The following is a 23,817-nucleotide window of genomic DNA, read 5'->3' on the forward strand; positions in this document are numbered from 1 at the left end:
ACCGTCATCCGGGGGCTTCAGACATTTCGTCACCTCCATGCCTGCCCCGGTTGCTTCCGGCTGGAGCATCGCCGGGCGGGCCTTTCACCCGCTAGAAAGTGCCGCCTTTGCACGGCGCACACCCTTCACAGACGCTCCGAGCCAGATTTCGAATCCCCCGACTGCAGACGGTCCGCTTTTCTGGCAGGTGCCGACCAGAATGCGTCGTTTGCTGACCGGGCTTAATACCGCAGCTTCCGCCAGAAACCGTCATTCGTTCAACGCAAAGCCGTCTTGCAGCTAGCGCCCCTTTCAAGCCGCTCTCGCAGCCCCGACCTGTTCCAAAACCAGCCATTTCTTTTGAACGCCTCCTGCCAGTCAGAAAGGTCGAGGCTTTGACATTCGCTACGGTCCGGTTCCGGGCAGTGAAGTTATGATCTTGGACATTGCGGCCATGGAGCTAGCATTTTTCGACGTAGCTGGAGCTGCAGTCGGGCTGCGCTCATATTCTCTAAATTGGAGAATCTACTTCTCTTTCGCATTCCTGCCGTGGCGATTGCGCTCACCATCCGCTTTTGTTTACGCGCAGCGCCATTCATAAAAAAAGCCACCTCGTGGCTAAGCGGTCGAGCGGAGTACGCATGCGAAAACTTGTCACTTACATCCCGGCTATCGTCGGGGTGATTGGAACTCTCATGGGTGCTTCACTCGCCATCGGTGGCGGCTGGCTCGTAACCTTGGGCGGTTCACCATTCTTCCTGCTCGCCGGCGCGGCCATGGTCGTTGCCGGCATTCTTTTGTGTCGGCGGAACCTGATGGCGACGTGGGTCAGCTTGGGGCTTCTGGCAGCGGCGTTGTGCTGGAATGTCTACGAAGTCGGCTTCGACTTCTGGCCTTCCTTCTCACGCCTTATGGTGTTTCTGGGGATCGCCCTTGTCAGCGTGCTCTTGGCTCCACAGCTTAAGGGACGCGGTCAGGCGCTGGTGAGCCGTACGAACGTCATGGTCGCCAGCCTCGGACTGGGTGGCATCATGATCGCAATGATCGGCGGCATGTTCGTCATCCATCCCACGATTTCGCCTACCGGCACTCCGGAAGAGATTGGCCTTGCGTCGACGCAGCCTAACCAGGACTGGCGCCAGTGGGGCAATGGTACGCAAGGCACCCATTATGCTTCGATCGGTCAGATCACGCCGGATAATGTGAAAAATCTCAAGGTCGCCTGGACTTACCATACGGGAGACATCGCATTCGATTCCGCTGAATTCCAGGGCACGCCCATCAAGGTAGGCGATACGCTGTTCGTTTGTACGCCATTCAGCAAGGTCGCTGCGGTAGATGCGTCGACAGGCCAGCAGCGCTGGACCTTCGATCCCAAGGCTCATACCGAAACCTGGCAGCGCTGCCGTGGTATCGGCTATGCTGAAACGCCGACCGCCAATTCCAGCGATGCGTGTCAGACACGGATCGTCCTGACGACGATCGATGCCCGGCTTATTACGCTCGACGCCTCCACCGGCAAGGTCTGCCCCGCCTTTGGTGGGGAACATGGTTCAGTCAACCTGCTCGAAGGCATGGGACCAACCGCCAAGGGCTCCTACTATCCCACCTCAGCGCCTCTGGTGGCTGGCGACATCGTTGTCGTCGGCGGCAAGATCAATGACAATCTCAAAACCGGCGAACCATCCGGCGTTGTTCGCGGCTTCAATGTTCGTACCGGCGCGCTGGCCTGGGCTTGGGATCCTGCCAATCCCAACAATAAGGGCGCGCCGCCTCCTGGCGGCATGTATCAGCCTGAAACGCCAAACTTCTGGGGCACGGCCTCGTTCGATGCAAAGCTCGGCCTGATCTATATCCCGACGGGCAATCAGACGCCTGATTTCTGGGGCGGCAATCGCCATCCGGCGTCCGATGAGTTCAACGACTCCATCGTCGCGCTGGACGTGAAGACCGGCAATGTCCGCTGGAGCTTCCGTACCGTCAATCATGACCTCTATGACTATGACGTCGCGGCCCAGCCGATCCTGTACGACATGCCCGACGGCAAGGGCGGCTCGACGCCGGTCGTCGTCGGCCTGACCAAACGCGGCCAGGTTTTCGTGCTTGATCGCCGCAACGGCAAACCGGTCGTGCCCGTAACCTATCGCAAGGTGCCGCAAAACGGTGCACCCAAGGGGCAGTATCTCGCCCCGACCCAGCCCTATTCCGCCATTTCGGTTGGAACGGACCGACTACTTGAAAGCGATATGTGGGGCGGCACGATCTTCGATCAGTTGCTCTGCAGGATCGAGTTCAAGAGGATGCGTTATGAAGGCGAGTTCACGCCGGTCGGCTTTGACCGGACATTGATCTATCCCGGCTATTATGGCGGCTTCAACTGGGGTGGCGGCGCCATCGACGAGCGGACCGGCACGCTTTACGTCAATGACATCCGCATGGCCCAGTGGGCGCGGTTCGTTGATCGCGAGTGGGCCAAGAAGTCGAACCTCAAACCGACTTCGGAAGGGGAATATTCCGAACAGGTCGGAACGCCTTATGGCGTCGAACGGTCGATGTTCTTCTCACCGATCGGAACGCCGTGCTTCAAGCCGCCCTATGGATCGATGACGGCCATTGATCTCAAGTCCGGCAAGATCAAGTGGCAGGTTCCTGCTGGCACCATCGCCGACGCGCCCGGCATGGCCACGGGTATCCCGGTTCAACTGGGGATGCCAACCATGGGTGGCCCTCTGGTCACAGGTGGCGGCCTCACCTTCTTCTCGGGCACGCTTGATCTGTATCTGCGCGCCTTCGATAACCGGAACGGCAAGGAAGTGTGGAAGGCACGTCTGCCAGTGGGCAGCCAGGCCGCGCCCATAAGCTATACCGACAAGAACGGGAAGCAGTTCATCGTCGTAACGGCTGGCGGTCTGACCCGAACGGGCAATAAGAGCGGCCGCGGCGATTATGTGATTGCCTATGCGCTGCCCTAACGAGCCAAGCCGATTGACATTTCCGTAGCGTACGGGATGTGAAGGAATTGACCCAGCGAGCTTTGGTTCGCCGGGTCTTTTTTTGCCTCCAAGCCCGTGGCCATGGGGAGACACCGCACCGGATCACATCGTGAACCATGCATATCGAGCGAGTCGCCTGTAAAATTTTTCGACCGAACGGGACTAAAGGAGGCATATTCTTCCAAATGCCGCCCGCCAGTGCGAAGAACCACTAGTTGCGACAGCAGAGCGATCCGACCTTCCAGATCAATGCAAGGAAGCCGATACTGCGGCAGCATCATGTCATATCCTGCTTTGTTTCGACTGCGATTATATTCCCATCACGAAGATATCAGTCATGATGAATGGCAGTAATCGTGGATCCTAAAAATCACATGAATATTTCCCAAATGCCGCACTATCAGTCGATGAGGGATTACGGGTGGGCTTCCTTCTCTTTTAGCTCATATATATCTCTTGGTTGATCCGCGCAGATGCTTATGACCTGATCAACGCGTCGGCCCGCGATTGTTTCATTGCCCGGCTTAATGCGCTCGACATTCCGCCGGGCCGGGATATGAGGGCGCTGCATGCTACCGGCGTTGGTCCGCTTCTCGTGGTCGCCATCCCCATTCTTCGCGCAGAATCGCAGAAGGCGTCACCAACCTCTTGGAAGCTATGGCTTTAAATGTGGAGTCCCGGATCAGCACAGCGTTTAGCGCATCATTTGTCCAAGCGGTCCTTGACCAAAGCCATGATTGAAAGGAACATATAGAGAACATTTGAGTCGTCCTATTCCCATGCCCATGGTCTCTGCCCTTGCCGATCGGCCTCGCGCCGACGATCTTGCCGCGCTTCGTGCGGAGCTTGGCCGTGCGCGGCCCGCGCGCGGGCCTGTGCTCGCCTTCGATATAGCGGAACTGGACGATCGGCTGGCTGGATATGGGCTCGATGGTGCAGGACTGCACGAAGTCGCTGCCGCTTCACCGACCCTTAACGATGACGCAGCGGCAACCCTGTTTGCAGCAGGCATCGCTGCCAGATTTGCGAGCCGCCGGGGTTCGGACATATTCTGGACTGCGAGCCAATTCGATCTCTACGCGCCTGGCCTCGAGCAAGCCGGCATCGCCCCGGACACTATCGTCTACGCTCAGGGCAAGAAGGACAGTATCGTCCTGGCCATGGCCGAGGACGCGCTACGCGATGGCAGCTTCGCCTGCGTGATCGCCGAAGTGAAGGCGGCCGACCAGACCGCGACCCGTCGGCTGCAGCTTGCGGCATCGGATGGCGGCAGGCCCGTCCTCCTCTATCGGCGTCATCGCCGGCTTGGGCGTTGCCCCCTAAGCGGCCTCTCGTCGGCGATGACCCGCTGGCGCATCGGCTGCGCGCCGTCGGCACCCCTCCCCCATCCCGGCGTCGGGCGTGCGCGCTGGCTGGTCGAGCTTGTCCGGCAGCGAAATGGCAATCCCTTCTCTCTCGAACTGGAGGCGTGCGATGATACGGGTCGCCTCGCTCTACCTGCCGCAGCTCCCAATCGAGCGGTTGCGATGGGCGGAGCGGCTATCCAGGCCGCCTGAGTCTGGCGCCTTCAGCCTCGCGCAACGCTTGCCTGCGCCAGTCGACGACAATCCCGGCGCCTGCTCTGTCCCAAGGGGCGGCGGCTGGCGTCCGGGCGCGCGCTGGGCCCGCGATGGCGCGCTTGGCAGCCGACCGAGCCAGACCGAGATCGACGCGCTTCCGGCCCACCAGCGCCCGACAATGCGCGAGATGGGCAGACGCAGCGAACATGCCGAGCATCCCTTCCGGACGCTGCGCGCCGATGATGGCGGCAACGCAGCCGCGGCGCGTCCTGGCCTCAGCTGGGCGGAACTATGGGGGCGGCCCACCATAATCATCGCCAGGACCGGACAGCGTGATATCGTGACCGCCGCCTGCCCCGTGGCGCTGGACCTTGGCCTGCGTCCAGGCATGGCAGCTGCCCATGCGCGCGCGCTCGTCACCGATCTCGACGTGCATGACGCGCAGCCCGACGCCGACCGCGCCTGGCTCGACCGGCTGGCGCTTCATGCCGTGGCGCACTGGACCCCGACGGCCAGCGTCGCTGGAGAGGACGGGCTCTGGCTCGACCTCACGGGGACCACGCACCTGTTCGGCGGCGAGGAACGCTTCTGTCGCCGCCTGCTGCGCTTCCTCCAGCGCCTGGGCATGACCGCCAGCATCTGCGTTGCTGGCACGCCGGGCGCTGCCCATGCGCTCGCGCGCTATGGCGGCGAGACGATCAGCCTTCTGCCGACCGGCGCCGAGACGCAGGCCATCGCGTCCTTGCCGCTTGCCGCGCTGCGCCTCGAGCCGCCGGCACTCGTCTCGGCGGCGCGCTTCGGGATCGAGCGGATCGCCGATCTCTACCCCATGCCGCGCGGCCCGCTGGCGCGACGTCTGGGGCTTTCGACCGTCGAGCGGCTCGACCAGGCGCGCGGCGTCAGGCCCGAGCCAATCATCGCGGTGGTCCCTTTCACCGCGCCGCGTGCCGAGCGCCGCATGCTCGAACCGATCGGCACGGCCGACGCCATCAACCAGGTGATCGGCGATCTGGTGGACGATATGGCTGCCCAGCTACTGGCCCGTGGCGCCGGCCTTCGAACCGCAATCCTCGCCTGCCAGATCGTTGACGGGAGCGAGCAGCGGATCGCGATCGGCACGGCGCGCGCGACCCGGGACGCCAGGCATCTCAAGCGCATGCTCGGCATGCGGGTCGAACGGATCGATCCGGGCCTCGGCATCGAGGCCATGTCGCTTGTCGCGCCTCGCATCGAGGACCTTGGCGCCGAGGCGATCAATAGCGGCTTTGCCGTCGGCAATCGGCCGGTTGATCTGGCACCGGTCATCGACCAGCTTGCCGGCCGGATCGATCCCGACACGCCCTTTCGCCTCTCGTCGCGCGAGAGCGATGTGCCCGAACGCGCTGTCGGGCGGATCGGACCGCTGGAGAGACCCGCTGGATGGCCGCAGTGGAAACGCCCGGTGCGGATGCTTGGGCGACCCGAACTGCTGGTCAATGTCGTGGCGCTCCTGCCTGACCATCCACCCCGGCGCTTCACCTGGCGCCGCACCGACTATCGCGTCGTGGCAGGCGATGGTCCTGAACGGATTCATGGCGAGTGGTGGAGGAGTGCCCGCGAGATGTGGGCCGTGCGCGATTATTTCCGGGTCGAAGCGCAAGACGGCGCGCGCTTCTGGCTTTTCCGGCGCGGAGACGGGGTCGACGAGCAAACCGGAAATCTCAGCTGGTTCATGCACGGGATTTTCGGCTGATGGCCCGCTATGTCGAACTGCAGGTCATCAGCCATTTCTCCTTCCTGCGCGGGGCCTCCTCGCCCGAGCAGTTGTTCGCTGCCGCCGCGCTCCTGGGACATCACACGCTGGGTTTAGCCGACTGGGGGAGCGTAGCCGGCGTGGTCCGAGGCTGGGACGCGCAGAAGACGACCGGTGTCCGAATGATGCCCGGCGCGCGGGTTGAGCTTACCGACGGACGCGCACTGCTGCTCTATCCCATCGACCGTGCCGCCTGGAGCCGGCTCGCCCGCTTCCTGACCTTGGGCAAGGCGCGCGGCGGCAAGGGCTGCTGCATCCTCGACTGGAGCGATGTCGCTGCTCATGCCGAGAATATGGTCGCAATCCTGCTGCCCGACAGCGCGGATCCGATTACGGCTGCGCATCTGACCGCGCTTCGCGCTGCGTTCGGCGCGCGCGCCCATATGGCGTTGTCTCTGCGCCGCCGGCCAGACGATGCCGCAAGGCTCCATGCCCTTGCTGCCCTCGCCCGTGCCGCCGGCGTGCGCGCCGTGGCGACGGGCGATATCCTCTATCACGCTCCTGAGGCTCGCCCTCTTCAGGATGTCATGACCGCAATACGCGAGCGCACGACGATCGATGCGCTGGGCTTCCGGCGTCAGCGTTTCATGGACCGCTGCCTCCAGAGCCCACAGGAAATGGAACGGCGCTTCGCCGCTTTTCCAGACGCGATCCAGGCCAGCGCAGACATCGCAGAAATGTGCCGGTTCGATCTCGGCGAAATCCAGTATCAATATCCCTATGAGGAGGTAATCGCCGGGCGAACCGCCCAGGAGGCTCTCGTCGATCTCACCGATGCGGCCGCGAAGCGGATGTTCCCCGATGGCTTGCCTGCGGCCTATCGCAGTCAGATCGACCATGAACTGCGCCTCATCGACCAGCTCGGCTATGCCCCCTATTTCCTGACGGTCAACGCGATCGTCGCCGAGAGCCGCCGGCGTGGCATTCTCTGCCAGGGGCGAGGTTCGGCCGCAAACAGCTGCGTCTGCTATATGCTGGGCATCACCTCGATCGATCCGATCCGCCACGAACTGCTGTTCGAGCGCTTCGTCAGCGGCGAGCGCAAGGAGCCGCCCGACATCGATGTCGATTTCGAGCATGAACGGCGCGAGGAGATAATCCAGTGGATCTATGAGACCTATGGCCGCACCCGCTCGGCGCTGACAGCCGTCGTCACGCGCTACCGGACCCGTGGCGCTGTCGCCGAGGTCGGCAAGGCGCTGGGCCTGCCGCGCGATCTCACCAAGATGCTGACGGGCCTCGTCTGGGGCTGGTCGATGGACGGCATCTCGCAAGAGCAGATCGAAAGCCTCAACCTCAACGCGGACGATCATCGCCTCAAGCTGACGCTCGAGCTCTCCCGCCAGCTGATCGGCACGCCGCGCCACCTCTCCCAGCATCCCGGCGGCTTTGTCCTTACCCAGGACCGGCTCGACGATCTCGTGCCGATCGAACCCGCACGCATGGATCAGCGGCAGATCATCGAATGGGACAAGGACGATATCGATGCCCTGAAGTTCATGAAGGTCGATGTCCTGGGCCTGGGTATGCTTGGCTGCATGAACCGCGCGTTCAATCTGCTCGAAGAGCATAAGGGCATATGCGTTGGCATGGCCGATCTTCAGGACGATGATCCGGCCGTCTACGCCATGATCCAGAAGGCCGATACGCTGGGCGTCTTCCAGATCGAGAGCCGGGCGCAGATGTCGATGCTGCCCAGGATCAAGCCGAAGGAATTTTACGATCTCGTCATCGAGGTCGCGATCGTGCGCCCCGGCCCCATCCAGGGCGACATGGTTCATCCCTATCTCAGGCGACGCGAGGGCAAGGAGAAGCCGATCTATCCCAAGCCTGAACTCGAAGCGGTGCTCAAGAAGACGCTCGGCGTCCCCCTCTTCCAGGAGCAGGCCATGAAGGTCGCTATCGTGGGCGCAGGCTTTACTCCGGTCGAGGCCGACCAGCTTCGCCGCGCCATGGCGACATTCAAGATGACGGGCGGGGTCAGCCATTTCTACGACAAGCTGGTGAACGGCATGGTCGAGCGCGGCTATCCCAAGGACTTTGCCGAGCGCACCTTCAAGCAGATCGAGGGGTTCGGCTCCTACGGATTTCCAGAGAGCCACGCGGCCTCCTTTGCCAAGATCGCCTATGCGTCATGCTGGATGAAGCATCATCACCCGGACGTCTTCTGCGCCGCGCTCCTCAATGCCCAGCCCATGGGTTTCTATGCCCCGGCCCAGATCGTGCGCGACGCGCGCAATCATGGCGTTGAAGTCAGGCCGGTCTCCATCAACGAGAGCCATTGGGACTGCACGCTGGAGCCCGCGAGAGGTCGCTACAAGGCCGTGCGCCTGGGTTTTCGCCAGGTTCGTGGCCTTTCCAATCTGCATGGCGCGGCGATCGCGGCCGCGCGCGGGCCTGCCCCTTTTGAGAGTGTCGAGGAGGTCTGGCGGCGCGCGCACGTGCCGCGTGCTGCCATCGAGCGGCTGGCCGAGGCTGACGCCTTTGCCTGCATCGCCCAGGACCGCAGACAGGGCCTGTGGAAGGTCAAGGGTCTGGGCGAAGCGCCCCTCCCCCTCTTTGCGGCTGCCGATGCGCGCGAAGCGACCTTCTCGCCCGAAGGCATGGAACCCCAAACGAGCCTCAGGCCAATGACGGAGGGTCGTGAGGTGGTCGAGGATTATCGGGCTCTGCAGCTATCGCTGCGCGCCCATCCTTTAAGCTTCCTGCGCGATCGCCTCGATAGCATGCAGATCGCGCGCTGCGCCGATCTTCCCTCGATCCGTGATGGCCGCAATGTCGAGGTGGCGGGCGTCATCCTCGTGCGCCAGCGCCCCGGCTCCGCAAAGGGGGTATTGTTCGTCACGATCGAGGACGAGACCGGCGTCGCGCAGGGCATATTATGGCCCGACCGGTTCGAGATTTATCGACGGCAGGTCATGGCAGCTTCCATGATCGCCATGCGTGGACGATTGCAGAAGGAAGGCGAGGTCATTCACATCATCTGCGACCGGATCATCGATCATGACGATATGCTACGCTCGATCGGCCAGACTGCCCTCTCCATTCAACCCGGTCGCGGCGATGGCGCCACGCACGGTGGCGGCCCAGACCCGCGTGACCCAGGCGTCCCACGTGGCCGTACGCTGGCCTCGGCCCCCTTTGAAACGAAAGCCGAACTCTCTCAGATCGTACCTATCAAGAGCCACGATTTCCATTGAAAGGCCGCCATGGCCTGCGGCATTGCCGTACCGCACCGTTTCTTTTCCAGCTCGGTTCCTCCCGTCCTCTCCTACGTCCGTGCTTCACGCCTGGCCAATTTAAGGACGAACAGAACCGAGACAAAATGTCCGACCGCCGGGGCGATAGCGAGAAAACCAAGAAGCCCCTGAAGCGCGAACAGGTCATTGCCTCCAGCAGGATTGAAGCCGAACTGGGCAATGACAGAAAATGCCAGAGCGATCGAAAGCGCCATCGCAGCATTCGTCGTGACGTTGAAGACCGACGAGAACAGGCCCGCCCGTTCTCCCTGACCGCTGTCTCGATGCCGGTCTGCAACATCATATATCATCGCCCTGAGCATGAGATTGCCAGAACCTTGCGTGAGCCCCTGCGCCACCACGAGGAGAACAAGCAGCCATAGGCGTTCAGGGGTGATGAACAATAATGAGAGGTTGATGCCGACCTGCACCAGTTCGGCCAAAACAAGCGTTCGCGCTCGGCCAAGCCTGTAACTGATTGAGGCCCATAGATGCGAAGCGACAATTCCAAATGCATATTGGAGCAGCAGCAGCAGACTGGCGATCTGGAGCCCCATATAATGGGTCACGAAGAAAACAAATACCGCGCCCCGGCATCCCTGCCCGAGAGCGACAAAGAAATCCGATGCGATAATGCGCCACAGCATGGCGTCGCGTCCCAACGCCCGTAAGCTATCCCGCCATCCTGGTGCCTGCTCGGCTTGTGCGGGGCCATCCTCGTGAAACTTCAGGCCGATAAGCGTCAAACCAAGGAGCGCCGTGCCAGCCACCAGCCCCCCCATCGACGCTATTCTTGCCGAAATATCTTTCGAACCGACCAGATCAAGCAGTCCCGGCAGCAACAGGATGGCAAAAATGCCGATGGATGCTGCGGTCTGGATATAGGCTTGGATGCGCGCACGCTCGCGCGGCGCATCGGACAGTTCGCCACCCCAGGCGTAAAGCGGCGTCGCGGTCGCCGTCCAACCCAGGCACAGCAGCAGCAGGTTGACGGCCAGCCATGGCGCGCCTGCGTTGGGCGGCGGCAGGAAGGTGCCGATCGCACCCAGCACGAAGACGATGCCGCCCCCGACGATCCATGGCTTGCGCCGCCCGAAGCGGGTACGGCTGTTGTCTGAAGCCCAGCCGATCACCGGATCCGAAACCGCAGCCAGAAGCCTGGCCGTCAGAAAGATGAACCCTACCGTCTGGAGCGACACGCCGACCGATTGTGCGTAGAAGGCGGGCAGATAGGCCTGCAGCGGAATGTTGAAGCCACCGGTGGCCACGCCCAGCGTTGCAAAAGCCGTCAGGCGTCTGCGGCTGAGCGGCTCGATCCTGTCGGTCATACGCCGAACCCCGCGCCGATCTCGAACACACTGACGGGGGTGCGCACTACCCCGGTCTCGCTGACATAGCGCTCCCAGGCCTCCAGCAGCTGCGCAAGGGTGTCAGTCTCCTCCTGCGCGAGATCATTGGCCTCACCTGGATCGGCCGCCAGGTCATAGAGCTGCCAGGTCCCCGTTCCCAGAGGCTCGGGCAGCCAGATGGCTTTCCACTTCCCTCGTCGAATGGCGCGGCGACCGAATAATTCCCACCCGGTCTCGCTATTTTCGGGATGGATGGCGTCAGTCAGGCCATCGAGCCAGGGCCCCATGGACCGGCCGCGCGGCTGGGCCACATCCCTGCCCTGGTAGGAAGCGGGATACACGACGCCGGCCAGCTCCAGCAAGGTGGGGGCTATATCCATCGCTGTGCCGAAGGCATGCCCCACCGTCCCCTGCCGCTCGAAACGCGGCGCCGTGACGAAGGCCGGCACGCGTATGCCGCCCTGCGTCGTATAGGCCTTGTGCAATCGTGACGGGGCGGTAGCCGCCTGCGCCCAGCGCGGGCCGTACCAGCAGCAACTGGTCGGTGAACCCAGATTATCGATGCTGTTGTCATAGTAGCGGCGCACCCGATCGACGATGATCGGCCCATAAATTGGCATGGCCTCGACGATCGCGCCTTCAGCGCCATTGTCGGACAGGAATATCACCACTGTATTGTCGAGCCGGCCGTCCGCACGCAGCTGGTCGATGACCCTCCCGACATTCTGGTCCATGCGGTCGACCATGGCGGCATAGACTTCCATGGTCCGGGCGGACCAGGCCTTCTCCTCGGCAGTCAGGTCATTCCACTCCGGTTCGTCCGCCACGACGGGGTGTGCAACGACGTCGGGGTCACACAAGCCAAGGGCCTTCAGCCTGGCGAGGCGGCGGGCGCGCAGGGCATCGGGGCCATTGTCATAAATGCCGCGATAGCGGGCGATGTCCTCGATCGGGGCCTGCAACGGATAATGCGGCGCGGTAAAGGGCAGATAGGCAAAGAACGGCCTGTCTTTCTCCTCGCCCAGATATTCCAGAAGTTTGCTGGCAAAATAGTCCGAGGAGTAGAAGTCTTCGGGCAGGCTCTCGACGATCGAACCATCTTCTTCGTAGACCGACTCTACGGTCGCGAAGCGATTGACGTCGCCAAGGCCGTAATGGCTTCCGCCTGCAGGCAGAAACGCGAAAGATCGCTCAAATCCCCGCGCATGCGGCTTGCTCGTCGAAGTCTCGCCCAAATGCCATTTGCCCGATAGCATCGTGCGATAGCCTGCATCGCGCAGCAGTTCGGTGACCGTCACGACACGGTCGTTGAGATGGCCCTCATAGCCGGGCGCGCCAACGAAACTGTCGAGCGCGACCTCCAGCATCGACCCGATCCCGGCGATATGCGGATCGGTCCCGGTCATGATCATCGCGCGCGTAGGCGAACAGGCCGGCGCGGAATGAAAATCCGTCAGCCTGATCCCCTCGAGCGCCAGCCTGTCGAGATGCGGTGTCCTGATCTCGCCCCCGAAGGCGCCGAGATCGGAATAGCCTAGGTCGTCCGCGACGATCAGGAGGAAGTTGGGTCTCGTGTCTGCCATCGCTTCAATCCTTCCCGATCGGGCGAACTTGCACGCTACGGCTGCCGTCAACCGCCGTCGGCGCATCCCCGCCGATGGTGACCCGGCGCATGATCCGCCGCTCGTCATAGTCGTGGATCGCATAATGCTGCGTCGCGCGATTGTCCCAGATGGCCACGTCGCCAGCCGCCCATTGCCAGCGAACGCTATTTTCCGGCCGGGTCACATAGGCCTGGAGATGGCGGAACAGCGATCGTGACTCCTCACGCCCGCATCCTTCGATGGCTTTGAGGAAATGGCCCAGGACCAGGCTGCGCTCGCCCGTTTCGGGATGCACCCGCACGAGCGGATGGCGTGTCTCGAACAGGGTGCTGGTCAGGAGGCTCTGGCCCGCGCCATGCCCTTCCTCGCCTTCCACAACTACGCTGGCGCGGGCATAGTCGAAGTCATTGCTGTGGATCGCCCACATGCCATCCACCTCCCGCTTGAGCGCGTCGGGCAGGTCATCATAGGCGGTAGCCGTGTTCGCCCAGATCGTGTCGCCGCCGACCTGCGGTATCTTGACCGCGCGCAGGACCGAGAAAGCGGGATAGGCGGGAAGAAAGGTGACATCGGTGTGCCAGCTGTTGGTCCGGCCGCCATGCAAGGAATCGAGTTCTAGGACAAAGGTGCCATCCTGTTTCGCCGGAACAGTCGGATGCGCCTGCAGCGGGCCCAGCCGCGCTGCAAAGCCTTCCTGCGCGTCATCGTCGAGTTGCGCCTGGTCGCGGAAGAACACGACCTTGTGCCGCAGCAATGCGGCGCGGACAGCTTCGACGACATCGTCGGCCATGTCGGGTCCCAGCTCTACGCCATCGATGATCGCCCCTGCACGCCCGGCCACGCGCCGGACCTGTAGTGGCAATCCATGGCTCATCATTGGCAGCACGCTCACCGGAAGGTCGCCCGCAAGGTGACACCATAGGTACGTGGCTCGCCGGCACCCGCCGTGATCAGCCCTGAGTTGAACGGCGCCAGGTTAAGGCGCGTCACATAGTCCTTGTTCAGCAGGTTGCGCGCCCAGGCGTAGAATTCCAGCCTGTCCCCCCGAAGTCCGAAGCGCGCGTTCGTCAGCGCATAGCCCGGAACGATGCCATAGATCGTGTTGTCCGGGCTGCTGCCATAGGATGACCGATAGCTATAGTCGGCGCCGGCGACGAGGCGTGTCTCGCCGAGCGGAGACGTGCCGAGCGGCACATCAAACTCCCCGCCGGCCGACACGCTCCATTTCGACGCATTGGGCAACGTCTCGCCGCTCAGGTCGCAGATCGTGGCGCCGGGCCGATCGAGCGAGCATGGCGCAGCACTGTAGGACCGGTAGGTCGCATCCGCATAAGTCACCCCGGCGAACAGCGACAGGAAGGGCACGGGACGGGCCTGCGCCTCCAGTTCAAAGCCCTGCGATCGGACCCGTGCGGCATTGGCGAGATAGCTGATGGACCGGTCGACATCGACCAGAGTGGCCTGGAAGTCGCCGATATCGGTCCGGAACAATGCCGCATTAAGCGTCAGCGCATTGCCAAGCCAGCGTGACTTCAGTCCGAGTTCGTAATGATCGACAGTCTCCGGACCGACGACCGGGCTGGCATTGGCAGGAAGGTTCGTCAGATTGAGTCCGCCCGACTTATAACCACGCGCATAGGTCGCATAGGCCAGAACGCTATCGCTCGGCTTGTAAGCGACGTTGATCTGGCCAGACAGCTTGCCGCTTTTGGTCTGCGTCTGATAGGCGGTGGCCGTCCCGAAATTGTTGCGGATCATGGCGGCCAGCGCGGGCAAGGTCGACAACGGCACGCCGCCGGAAATCGACTGCGCATAGCCCCCGCGCTTATTCTCCTGCGTGAAGCGCAGGCCCGCCGTCACGTCAAGGCGCGGCGATGCATGCCAGGTTGCCTGCCCGAAGGCCGCGTAGCTGTGCGTCTGCGGTGTCGATCGCCCGGTCACCGTGTAACCCGTAAGCGCGGCCGCACCGCCGGCGTTACCGAACAGCGCCGGGGCCAGGATGAAGGCGGCAGCGTCCGATCCATATTCGGTGATTACGTCGCTCGGCAGCCGCTGGTAGAAATAATAGAGGCCCGCGACATAGTCGATCGCCCTTTGCCCTTCCGAGGCCAACCGCAGTTCCTGACTGAACTGGCGCTGCAATGTCGTCGTCTGCGCGCGTGCAAAGAGCGACAGCCCAATTTGATCGGCGTCGTTTTGCGGCTTCCAGTTCCAGAAGCGCCAACTGGTGATCGACGTCAGCCGCACACCATCCAGTATCAGGTTCGCCTGTGCGGCCGCGCCACCCTGTTCGACCTTGTACCGGGCGGTACCGTCGATATCGGTCACGCGCCTGGCTGGATCGACTGATGGGAGATTATAGCCAAGACGCGTCGCGCGGGCGGCAAAGGCATTGGCCAGCGGCGTACCGTTGGGCAGTTGGGTGACAAGCCCTGCCGGCAATCCGACGCAACAGTCTTCCGCCCGCAGGCTGTAGTCGCCGGTCAGGCGCAGGGAAAAGCTGGATGAGGGCGTAAAGAGCAATTGCGCCCGCACCAACTGACTATCGAGATTGGAGAGGTCACCGCCGGTCCGAACGTTGCGGATATAGCCATCGCGCCGCGTCTCCGATGCAGTCAGCCGAAAGGCCAGCTTGTCCGCCATCAGCGGACCAGACACCGATGCCCGCGCCTGCACATAGTCGAGACTGCCATAGCTCAACTCGACGGAAGCCTCGGGTGTGAAGCTCGGCGCGCGCGTCTGGATGCTGATGGCGCCAGCCGTGGTGTTCTTGCCGAACAGCGTTCCTTGAGGACCTTTCAAAATCTCGACGCGGTCAAGATCGACCAGGTCGAACGTCGCCTGCCCCGGACGGGCATAATAGACGTCGTCGATATACACACCGACGCCATTTTCCAGGCCGTCCGCCGTAACCGAGGCATTGCTGCCCAGCCCCCTGATGTTGATGGCAGTATTGCGCGGATTGGTCGCCACGAGTTGCAGGCTGGGTGCAAGTTGCTTGATTTGATCGAGGGTCTGATAGTTGGCGCGCTCAAGCTGCCTCCCGCCCAGCACCGTCATCGCAATTGGCACATCCTGCGCTGTCTCGTCGCGTCGGCGTGCCGTGACGATGATCTGCCCTTCTGCCTGTACTTCGTTGGCTCCCGTGCCGGCCGCATGAGAAATCTGCGTACCGCCGCTGAGAGCCACCATCAAAATCGCCGAACCAACCCTACCCCTGCTACGCATTCCGCACCTTTATCTACTTTATTGGTAGATATTGCGTAGAATTTTTGCAGATTCGGCTCAACGTAGCATAGCTTCAAAGGCAAAAAGAAAGTCTACTCGTTCCATAGACATTTATCGAGTTGTGATCGACCGCGTCCGTTTTGCCTCCTTCCAAGGCATGCGCGAACTACCCTACGGGACTTGGTTCACGACATGTCTGGGAAGGCGTGTTTGGGGATGGATAATGGCCGATGATCTCGGGCCGGTCGGAACGGAACCCAATGGCACCCTGGGAGATCCCACGATCTGCGCTGCCAAGGCATGGAATTTCGGCGGGCGCTCTCAGCATGGTTCAATATTCGATGCGTAAATCCACGCCGAATGTCCGGGGTGTCTGGAAGCTGCCGACGACCCAGGTGTCGATAACCGGAAACAGAAACTCCAGTTTGTCGGAATCATTAAGGTTTTTCCCCCACAGCGACACGCTGCCTTTCAGCACGCCCAGTGGAATGTCGGCGATCGTGATGCGCGCGCCCAACTGCCATGTCGCTGGAATGACCAATGCGCGGTCCAGTTGCATGTCAGCAGCACCAAGGTTCGAGCAGCCGGTCACCGGCGACTGGGTGGATCCAATCGGACATTGGAGCCGATAATGCTTGCCCACATACTGCCCGTCGATCCGCAGGCTGAGTACTGAACCATTGGCAAATGGCGCTGTCTCATAGCCGGCCGCGAGATAGCCTGTATGCCGCGGCTGATAAGTTCTTACGTCGGTTGAGATGCTCACGTCGGTAAAGCCGTAGTTTGCGGTAAGCGTCAGTCCGGAAAGCGGTATGACCGTTGCCTCGACCTCAAATCCCCGGTCCCGCTCGCTGCCCGCGTTCAGGAGGATATTGCCTCCCTGGTTCGGATCGAACCCTGCCACCTGGAGATTGGACCGGTCCGCCTGAAAAAGTGCCGCGTTTACCCGCACATGCCTATCCAGAAATTCGCTCTTTATCCCCAGTTCGTAGGATTTTACCGTTTCGGGCTGGAAGATGTTGCCGTTGAGGACGCCCCCAGTGACGAAGCCGGTCGCGAACTTGGCGTAAATATTGGTGTCATCCGCAAGCTTGTATCGCGCGGAGGCATCGAAGTCGAAGCGGTCCTGCTTTGCCGTCACACGCCCGCGCGGTGAGCCATCTGCGCGAGGCGCCGCGATCAGATCGTCCTCGGTTCGGCTGTCCCAAGAATAGCGGATACCCCCAGCCAGCTCCAGCTTCGACGTCAGCGCATATTCGGCATGGGCATAGCTAGCGAACGACCTGTTTTGCAGGTCCTGCAGGGCGTTAGCGACGTAGGCATCCGGGTTGACCAGCGGTATCGGCGCACCAGGTGCGTGCGATTCAGCGAAGATGACCGGACTGTTTCTGGATGCCTTCTCGCGGAAATAAAAGATGCCGCCGACCCAGTTGATGGGGCCGGTATCGCCAATGATCTGCAATTCGTGCGACCACTGCCTCTGTCGCTTCGACTCGGCTGAAGACAGCGCTTGAAACTCGTTGCCGTTGCCTGACGGGTCAAAAAGGACATTGCCGTCAAGCTCGGTCGAGGAACGCTGCCTGAACCCGCGCAGGCCAGAAATATATTTGAGATCAATACTGTCTGTCAGGGCGAAGTCGACCGTCAGGCTATGCCCCCAGGTCCGCTGCGACGCTGGCCCGATGCCGTCAAGCGGCAGCGACTTTAAGCGATCGATACTGACGACATTGGTGCCGCCCAGTGCCGGTTGATTTCCAAAGCCGGTGATCGCGCCAAAGACAGGGCCTGCATTCAGCAATTGCATGGCCGCCAGGGTTCCGTTCCAGTCGGTCCAATCAAACTTGTAATCGATGGTAAGCCGATCGATCCCATCATAACGGACAGCTGCCATAACCGAGTCTGCATCATTGGCACCAAAGGTAGCGACGGCGCGCTTCGTGCCATGCGGAGGCCCATAGTTGAACGTACGGATCGGTCCGCTATTGCGCGCCCACCCCCTGTTCTGATCATGAACATAGGTCAGTCGAGCAGAAAGGCCGCCCCAGTCGGGCGTATTTACAGTGATGCGACCACGGGCACGATCGTAATTGCCAAGGCTACTATCAGCTATGACGCCGAACGTTCCCGTAGGCCCTGCAGTGTGAAAGGATACCGCACCACCTGTTGCGTTGCGCCCGAAGAGTGTGCCCTGCGGTCCACGCAGCACTTCGATCGATTCCAGATCAGCCATGTCGAAGGCCGAGTTGCTAGGTCGCCCGAGATACACGCCATCGATATAGAGGGCGATGCCGGAATCCAGTCGGAAGTCCGAGGATCCGGCTGCAATGCCGCGAATGTTAAACTGCGGCGCCGATGGTTCGCCCGTCTGCTTTAGGATCACCACATTGGGCGCGGTCTTGCCGATGTCCTGGAAACTGCGGATCTGAAGATCCTCGAGCAGGCGGCGGTCCATAGCCGTCACCGCCGTGGGGACTTCCTGCACATTTTCTGCACGCTTGCGTGCTGTGACGATGATATCACCCAGATTATCAGTCTGGCCCGTCTGGGCATGACCGGGTGTCACGACCAGAACAGCAGCGGCCGAAGAAAACAAGATGCTCTTCATGACATTCCCTCCCATTTTGATATTTTTGGTATCCGCCCCGATCCTGGCCTAGGCGCGCATGGCCACGGCCGGATGGGTTTCCCCAATGGCCCGCAAGCTGTCGACGATAAGCTGGGTGTCGAGATATTCGCGCACGGACCGGATCAGACCGTTCCGAACCTCGTAGATCATGACATAGTCGTTCGCGTAGGGCGCGCCGCCTCGCAGCAGAGCGTCCGAGTGGAGTTCGACAGCGACTTGCGCGCCGTCGGCGATCACAGACCGAACGGAAAACCGCATTGGGCCATCGAACCAGTTGCGGGACAAGTCCGCGATCTGTTCGACTTCCACCCGCTGAAATCGGCCGCCGCCGTCCCATCCGCCAGCTACCCACCAGTCCGCATCCGGCGCAACCAGTTCACCCGCATCGGCGCGCCCCGCAACCAGCCGCGCGAGGTAGCTTTCCACCACCGCGCGGCTGGCCGCCCCCTTATCTACCTGCACCTCGTCGCTGGAGCTGATCCTGGAGGGATCGAAGATGGCTCGCCAGCTCGCGATCAGCCCTTCTGGTGTGAACCGCATCATGTTGGTCGACCGCAATTGGGCGTTGCCTTGCCCCGCCTTTGAAATATCGACGATCCAGGTCATCAGCGCTTCATCTGCGCAGATGACGAGTTCCTCCACGGTCATGGAAAAGGCGTATCCCTCTGCCAGGCACTGCGTGAAAAATGCTTCCATCGCCAGGCGCCCATGGATCTCAGGAAGGCCCACGGGATCCACGAACACGACGTCGGCAGCGCACAGCGCGATCCGCCGCTTGACGTCCACGTCCCGGTAACTCGACACAAGCTGCTCGATCGTGTGAGCGATCCGGTTCGAGAGTGTCTCGTCCCGAACGGACGCAAGCATGCCCAGCATGCCGTCATGCAACGCTGACGCCATTGAATTTACTCCGAAAATAGGCTTGAATCAGATGTCTATCTGGTCTCGAAACCCGCCATAGATGATGGCGCTTCCCCCCTGGATGGCAGTGTGTGGTGCAGTCAAAGCCGGTTCGCTGACGGCCAGAAGCGCCTGGATGTCCCCTGCCTCGAGCATCAGTTCCTGCGCGCCCAGACAATCCTTCAGTTGCGCGACCGTTCGGGCCCCTATCACTGGGCTGACATTGGCCTGCGCCAGCAGCCAGGCCAGCGCCACCGCCGCTGGGCTGCATCCCCTTTTTCCGGCGATTGTCGCCACCATTTCCGCCACTTCGGCAGCTTTCCCATCAGCAGATCGATAGTTGACCTGGTCAAGCCGGCGCGCCTCACCGGATGGCCGCAGATATTTCCCGGTGAGCACGCCCATGGCCAATGGCGACCAGGCAAGGACCGAAAGCCCAAGTGCCTGTGCCATGGGCAACGTCTCTATTTCGGCACTTCGTTCTGCCAGACTATACTCGACCTGAACTGCTGCGAAACTGGACCAGCCCCGCAGTTCCGCCAGCGTGTTGCAACGCGCGATCAGCCAGGCCGGCGTGTTTGAAATTCCGATGTGCAATATCTTGCCCTCGCGCACCATGTCGTCGAGTGCGCGCATCACTTCCTGTGGCGCCGTAGTGAAATCCCATGCGTGGACCCAGAGGAGGTCAATATAGTCCGTTCCAAGCCTGCGCAGGCTTCGCTCGAGCGAGCGACGCAGAGACTTGCGATGATTGCCGGCCACATTGGGGTCGCCACCACCTGGATGATCGGTATATTTCGTAGCGATCACCAGCTCATCCCGATGCCCACAGACCAATCGGGCGATGATCTCCTCCGACCGTCCTTCCGCGTAGATTTCATTTGCTGTGTCGAGAAAATTTCCGCCGGTATCGCGAAAGTGCCCGTAAATCGCTGCGGCCTCATCATACGCAGCCCCCCAGTCAGCGGTACCAAATGTCATGGTTCCAAGGCAGAAAGTGGAAACGCGCAGTCCCGACTGGCCCAAAAGCCTGTAGCGCATAGGTCGCTTTCCTCTCCTCACTCAGATTGATGCCACAGCCTTGTCATGTCGCGCTGCTGGCTCAATCCGTTGCTTGCTTCTGGCTACAGGAATGAAGCTGGCTAAGGGAGGTCATTTTTGTCCACAGATTGGTCATTCTCGACGCGGCCCAATCTGGCGGAGCCAGCCTGCATTTGTCCCCGACGATAGGCATCGGGTGAGTACCCCGTCCAGCGACGAAAGCTTCGGCGGAAATTGGCGACGTCAGTAAATGCCAGTTGATCCGCGATCTGAGACAAGGTCGCAGGCGACGTCGTCAACATGCTCTGCGCCAGTTCGAAACGGCAGCTATCCTTTATCCGCTGGAAAGATCGGTTTTCTTCCGAGAGGCGTCGTCGCAATGTCGTGAGGCTGATATTGAAAACGGCTGCTATCTCGGGGAGCCGGGGAATTGTTCCCACCCTGAGAGCCGACTGGCAGTAGGCCTTCACTCGTTCTGCCAGAAGCCAGCCGTCATAATCAGGCGGCATCAGGTCGAACGGAAAAAACTGTATCAATTCGACCAGTTCGGCATAGCTGCGGATCACCCTTTGAGCGAGAAGAGCCGCATCAAACGAGAAACCGTTTGTCGCCCGCGCCGTCTGCAGTTGGCCGACCAGGGGGCTGCCACGCCAGACGATCTCGGCGCGAATATCATGCCATATCGCAATGTCATCTATATCCAGATCCTGCCCGACCAGCCAGCTGAACAGCTGCGCGAAGGAATGAAGACCGGCAATCGTCACCAACGCATTATAGGGGCAGTCCCGTCGGTCACTCGTCGATCGCATGACGAACAGGCAACGCTCGCCCTGTTGCGTCACCCCTATGTTCGTTTCTCCGTCCGTGAATATTTCGAAGAAGCGCTTTCCCATTTCGATCGCATCGCCCAGAGTTGGACAAGCGATCAAGGCGAAGCATAGCATTTGGAAGCCATGCTCCGGAAGAGCCGGCCTCGAAAGGCCACGATGGCAGGATTCCTGCTCAGCCCTAATAACAATGGCTTCGAACAGGCGCGATAATTGCTGCCGATGCAAGCTCAGCTGCGGCCGAAGACCACCCCAGCTTTCATCAGATATCCCTGCTCGGCGAAAGAGGTCTTCCAATGGGAAGTTCAAACGCTGCGCCAAATAGACGAGATCAGCAGTAATAGCTGTGGCATCATGCCTTCGGCTGACCTTGGCGACATGTTTTGACTGCATGCCTTACCTGCCCCTCGCTATGTTCTCGCGCAATACACCAAACGATATTACGACCTTATTCAGCCCTGCGCTCGGTTCAGGCGATCAACCTGGATGGCGCAAAATGCCACCCTCGACGCGCAGGGCAGCCCCATTGGTCGCCGATGACTGGGCCGAGCTTATGTAGACGACCATGTTAGCAACCTCTTCGACGGTCGCCAGGCGCCGAAGCAACGAACTGGGACGGATAGACTCTACTAAGTGACGCTCGGCATGCTCAGCAGCTACACCTTTCTCCCGCGCATATTTATCCAGGAAATCACCAGCGTCGCTTGATGCGGTCGGTCCCGGCAAGACGCTGTTGACGGTGACGTTCGTTCCAGCAGTCAATTCGGCCAGGCCGCGCGCAAGGGCAATTTCGGCAGCCTTGCTTACGCCATAATGGATCATGTCGTGAGGAATGTTCAAACCCGATTCCGATGCGATCAGAACCACCCTCCCGGCATTCTTGTCGATCATGCCAGGGAGATAGGCGCGTGCAAGCCGGACTGCGGACATCAAGTTGATGTCTATATCCTTTTGCCAATCATCGTCGGTGGATTGAAAGAAAGGTATCCAATCAAAGGTTGCTGCATTGCAGACCAATATATCCACCTGCGGCAAGTTCTTGCAGATAGCCGCTACCCCTTGAGCCGAGGCGATATCACCTGGCGCCGACTTAAATCTCCCTGATATCTTTTCAGACGTCAATTTGGACAACGCTGAGTCAACGGCCTCCTGTGTACGGCCATTAATATGCACGATAGCCCCTGCCGCGGCCAGACCACGGGCAATCGCATAACCGATGCCGCGAGTTGACCCTGTGACAAGAGCCTGCTTTCCCGTGAGATCGATCTGCATAGTCATTACTCCTCGCCGTTTAAATTCAGTCTCGTTGGCGCCTGATGTGCGGCGCTGCGGGGGATCATCCCTATTGTGCGCCCTCACGAAGTTCGGGGACCAGAAGCTCCCGGTCGGTAATCAAGTTGGTAGAGGAGGGTCTCGCGCGCCACCCAGCTAAACAGGCGATCCCTGTCAGTACCCAATTGAGCCGGCCCCAAATAGCGAACGGCGCCTTCCCATCGCTAGCGGCGCAGCACCCGACTTTCTACAGAAGCGCAGCCATTCAGCGGCCCAGCAGCATCTAAGTTGCGAATATAGCGCAACAATCCTTCGACATGCGCAACCGGCGTATCGGGCAATATTCCGTGCCCTAAGTTCAAAATATGAGGTCGGCCGGCGAAAGCTTCCTGTATCAGATCGACCGCTTCTTCCATTGCCCTTCCTCCAGCGATCAAGGCCAAAGGATCAAGATTTCCCTGCACCGGAAATCCTTGCGGAAGCACGCGGTTAGCCCATCGCGGGTCGATTGTTTCATCAAGACCGACCGCATCAACAGCTGTTCCCGCGACATAGTCAGCAAGCTTGGCACCGATGCCCTTGGGGAAGCCGATGATCGGAACGCCAGGATGCAATTTCCTGAGCCCTTCAACAATCTTGCGGTTCGGCTCGACCACCCACTGTTCGAACTGCAACGGGGCAAGGCTGCCAGCCCAGCTGTCGAACAGCTGCACGGCTTCCACGCCGGCTGCAACCTGACCGGAAAGGAACGTCACGGTCGCCTCAACGATCGCATCGATGATTTGTGAGAATCGAGCCGGATCACGATATGCAAGACGCCGCGCAGATGACTGGTCTTTGCTACCCTGCCCTGCAATCATGTAGGTCGATATGGTCCAGGGACTGCCAGCGAAGCCCAGAAGCGTAGTCTCCGCAGCGAGTTCGGACCGGACCAACCTGATCGTATCGTAAATAGCTTCGTACCGATCAGGATGCGGCTCGAGCATCGCCAGATCTACGTCATCCAATATCGGGGCCAAGCGAGGCCCCTCACCGTGTTCAAACCAGAGATTTTGTCCCATCGCATAAGGGACGATGAGGATGTCCGAAAATATGATGGCTCCATCGAACCCGAAACGCCTGATCGGCTGCATGGTGACTTTGGATGCCGCGACACTGTCATAGACAAGCTCCAGGAAGCCGCCTTTGTCCGCGCGCAGCGCTCTATACTCGGGCAGATAGCGCCCTGCCTGCCGCATCAGCCAAACCGGCGGTACAGGCAGGCATTGGCCAGCGAGTACAGCCAGCAATGGTTTAGCCGGCATGATGGCGGGATCTACCAATGATCTCATTATTTTCTCTCTCGATTTTCAGAAGACGCATTCGCTATCTTGAAAGGCCCATCTGCATTTTGCTCTCTCTTCGCTCC

Annotated in this window: 14 protein-coding genes; 4 read left to right on the top strand and 10 right to left on the bottom strand. The window is 60.9% G+C overall.

Annotated elements, in window-relative coordinates:
• Positions 1-554: 554 nt before the first annotated feature.
• The 4 genes from RQH62_RS14690 to RQH62_RS14705 all read left to right on the top strand — a co-directional run bounded on the left by RQH62_RS14690 (position 555) and on the right by RQH62_RS14705 (position 9,523).
• A complete protein-coding gene (locus RQH62_RS14690) occupies positions 555-2,951 on the top strand; it encodes a membrane-bound PQQ-dependent dehydrogenase, glucose/quinate/shikimate family (RefSeq protein ID WP_311269482.1) in 2,397 nt (798 codons plus the stop codon).
• 806 nt (positions 2,952-3,757) lie between these two features.
• Positions 3,758-4,528 (top strand): protein ImuA, encoded by a 771-nt coding sequence (locus tag RQH62_RS14695; protein ID WP_311269483.1) that lies wholly within the window; start codon positions 3,758-3,760, stop codon positions 4,526-4,528.
• A gap of 28 nt (positions 4,529-4,556) precedes the next feature.
• A complete protein-coding gene (locus RQH62_RS14700; RefSeq protein WP_311269484.1) occupies positions 4,557-6,263 on the top strand; it encodes a DUF6504 family protein in 1,707 nt (568 codons plus the stop codon).
• Complete coding sequence (locus tag RQH62_RS14705; RefSeq protein WP_311269485.1) at positions 6,263-9,523, top strand: error-prone DNA polymerase; 3,261 nt, start codon at positions 6,263-6,265, stop codon at positions 9,521-9,523. Before RQH62_RS14700 ends, RQH62_RS14705 begins: the two co-directional genes overlap by 1 nt.
• Before the next feature lie 71 nt (positions 9,524-9,594).
• On the opposite strand, the gene RQH62_RS14710 is transcribed toward RQH62_RS14705, so the two are convergent.
• The 10 genes from RQH62_RS14710 to hemE form a co-directional block, all read right to left on the bottom strand.
• Positions 9,595-10,890, bottom strand: coding sequence for an MFS transporter (locus tag RQH62_RS14710; protein ID WP_311269486.1), 1,296 nt, complete (start codon positions 10,888-10,890; stop codon positions 9,595-9,597).
• On the bottom strand, positions 10,887-12,494 hold the full coding sequence (locus RQH62_RS14715) for an arylsulfatase (RefSeq protein ID WP_311269487.1): 1,608 nt from the start codon (positions 12,492-12,494) through the stop codon (positions 10,887-10,889). The genes RQH62_RS14710 and RQH62_RS14715 overlap by 4 nt, the downstream gene beginning before the upstream one ends.
• Before the next feature lie 4 nt (positions 12,495-12,498).
• Entirely contained in the window at positions 12,499-13,407 is a 909-nt protein-coding gene (locus RQH62_RS14720; protein ID WP_311269488.1) for a TauD/TfdA family dioxygenase, read from the bottom strand.
• Positions 13,404-15,707 carry a TonB-dependent receptor gene (locus RQH62_RS14725; protein ID WP_311269489.1) on the bottom strand — a complete coding sequence of 768 codons (2,304 nt, stop codon included), beginning with the start codon at positions 15,705-15,707 and terminating at the stop codon, positions 13,404-13,406. The genes RQH62_RS14720 and RQH62_RS14725 overlap by 4 nt, the downstream gene beginning before the upstream one ends.
• A gap of 367 nt (positions 15,708-16,074) precedes the next feature.
• Positions 16,075-18,348 (bottom strand): TonB-dependent receptor, encoded by a 2,274-nt coding sequence (locus tag RQH62_RS14730; RefSeq protein ID WP_311269490.1) that lies wholly within the window; start codon positions 18,346-18,348, stop codon positions 16,075-16,077.
• Positions 18,349-18,396: 48 nt separating this feature from the next.
• Positions 18,397-19,269 (bottom strand): nuclear transport factor 2 family protein, encoded by an 873-nt coding sequence (locus RQH62_RS14735; protein ID WP_311269491.1) that lies wholly within the window; start codon positions 19,267-19,269, stop codon positions 18,397-18,399.
• Positions 19,270-19,296: 27 nt separating this feature from the next.
• Entirely contained in the window at positions 19,297-20,310 is a 1,014-nt protein-coding gene (locus RQH62_RS14740; protein ID WP_311269492.1) for an aldo/keto reductase, read from the bottom strand.
• 101 nt (positions 20,311-20,411) lie between these two features.
• The gene (locus RQH62_RS14745) at positions 20,412-21,530 is read right to left on the bottom strand and encodes a helix-turn-helix domain-containing protein (RefSeq protein ID WP_311269493.1); all 1,119 of its coding nucleotides are present in this window, start codon (positions 21,528-21,530) and stop codon (positions 20,412-20,414) included.
• A gap of 84 nt (positions 21,531-21,614) precedes the next feature.
• A complete protein-coding gene (locus tag RQH62_RS14750) occupies positions 21,615-22,409 on the bottom strand; it encodes an SDR family oxidoreductase (protein ID WP_311269494.1) in 795 nt (264 codons plus the stop codon).
• A 224-nt stretch (positions 22,410-22,633) separates the two neighbouring features.
• Positions 22,634-23,740: a uroporphyrinogen decarboxylase gene (gene hemE / locus RQH62_RS14755; RefSeq protein WP_311269495.1), complete on the bottom strand. Its 1,107-nt coding sequence runs from the start codon at positions 23,738-23,740 to the stop codon at positions 22,634-22,636.
• Positions 23,741-23,817 lie beyond the last annotated feature (77 nt).

This window comes from Sphingobium sp. WCS2017Hpa-17 (assembly GCF_031843765.1).
Lineage (GTDB): Bacteria > Pseudomonadota > Alphaproteobacteria > Sphingomonadales > Sphingomonadaceae > Sphingobium.

Coding starts and splice junctions, on each gene's coding strand:
- RQH62_RS14730 (WP_311269490.1), bottom strand. CDS start 18,348: ATGAAGAGCATCTTGTTTTCTTCGGCCGCTGCTGTTCTGGTCGTGACA.
- RQH62_RS14745 (WP_311269493.1), bottom strand. CDS start 21,530: ATGCAGTCAAAACATGTCGCCAAGGTCAGCCGAAGGCATGATGCCACA.
- RQH62_RS14735 (WP_311269491.1), bottom strand. CDS start 19,269: ATGGCGTCAGCGTTGCATGACGGCATGCTGGGCATGCTTGCGTCCGTT.
- RQH62_RS14705 (WP_311269485.1), top strand. CDS start 6,263: ATGGCCCGCTATGTCGAACTGCAGGTCATCAGCCATTTCTCCTTCCTG.
- RQH62_RS14715 (WP_311269487.1), bottom strand. CDS start 12,494: ATGGCAGACACGAGACCCAACTTCCTCCTGATCGTCGCGGACGACCTA.
- RQH62_RS14695 (WP_311269483.1), top strand. CDS start 3,758: ATGGTCTCTGCCCTTGCCGATCGGCCTCGCGCCGACGATCTTGCCGCG.
- RQH62_RS14725 (WP_311269489.1), bottom strand. CDS start 15,707: ATGGTGGCTCTCAGCGGCGGTACGCAGATTTCTCATGCGGCCGGCACG.
- RQH62_RS14750 (WP_311269494.1), bottom strand. CDS start 22,409: ATGCAGATCGATCTCACGGGAAAGCAGGCTCTTGTCACAGGGTCAACT.
- hemE (WP_311269495.1), bottom strand. CDS start 23,740: ATGAGATCATTGGTAGATCCCGCCATCATGCCGGCTAAACCATTGCTG.
- RQH62_RS14740 (WP_311269492.1), bottom strand. CDS start 20,310: ATGCGCTACAGGCTTTTGGGCCAGTCGGGACTGCGCGTTTCCACTTTC.
- RQH62_RS14710 (WP_311269486.1), bottom strand. CDS start 10,890: ATGACCGACAGGATCGAGCCGCTCAGCCGCAGACGCCTGACGGCTTTT.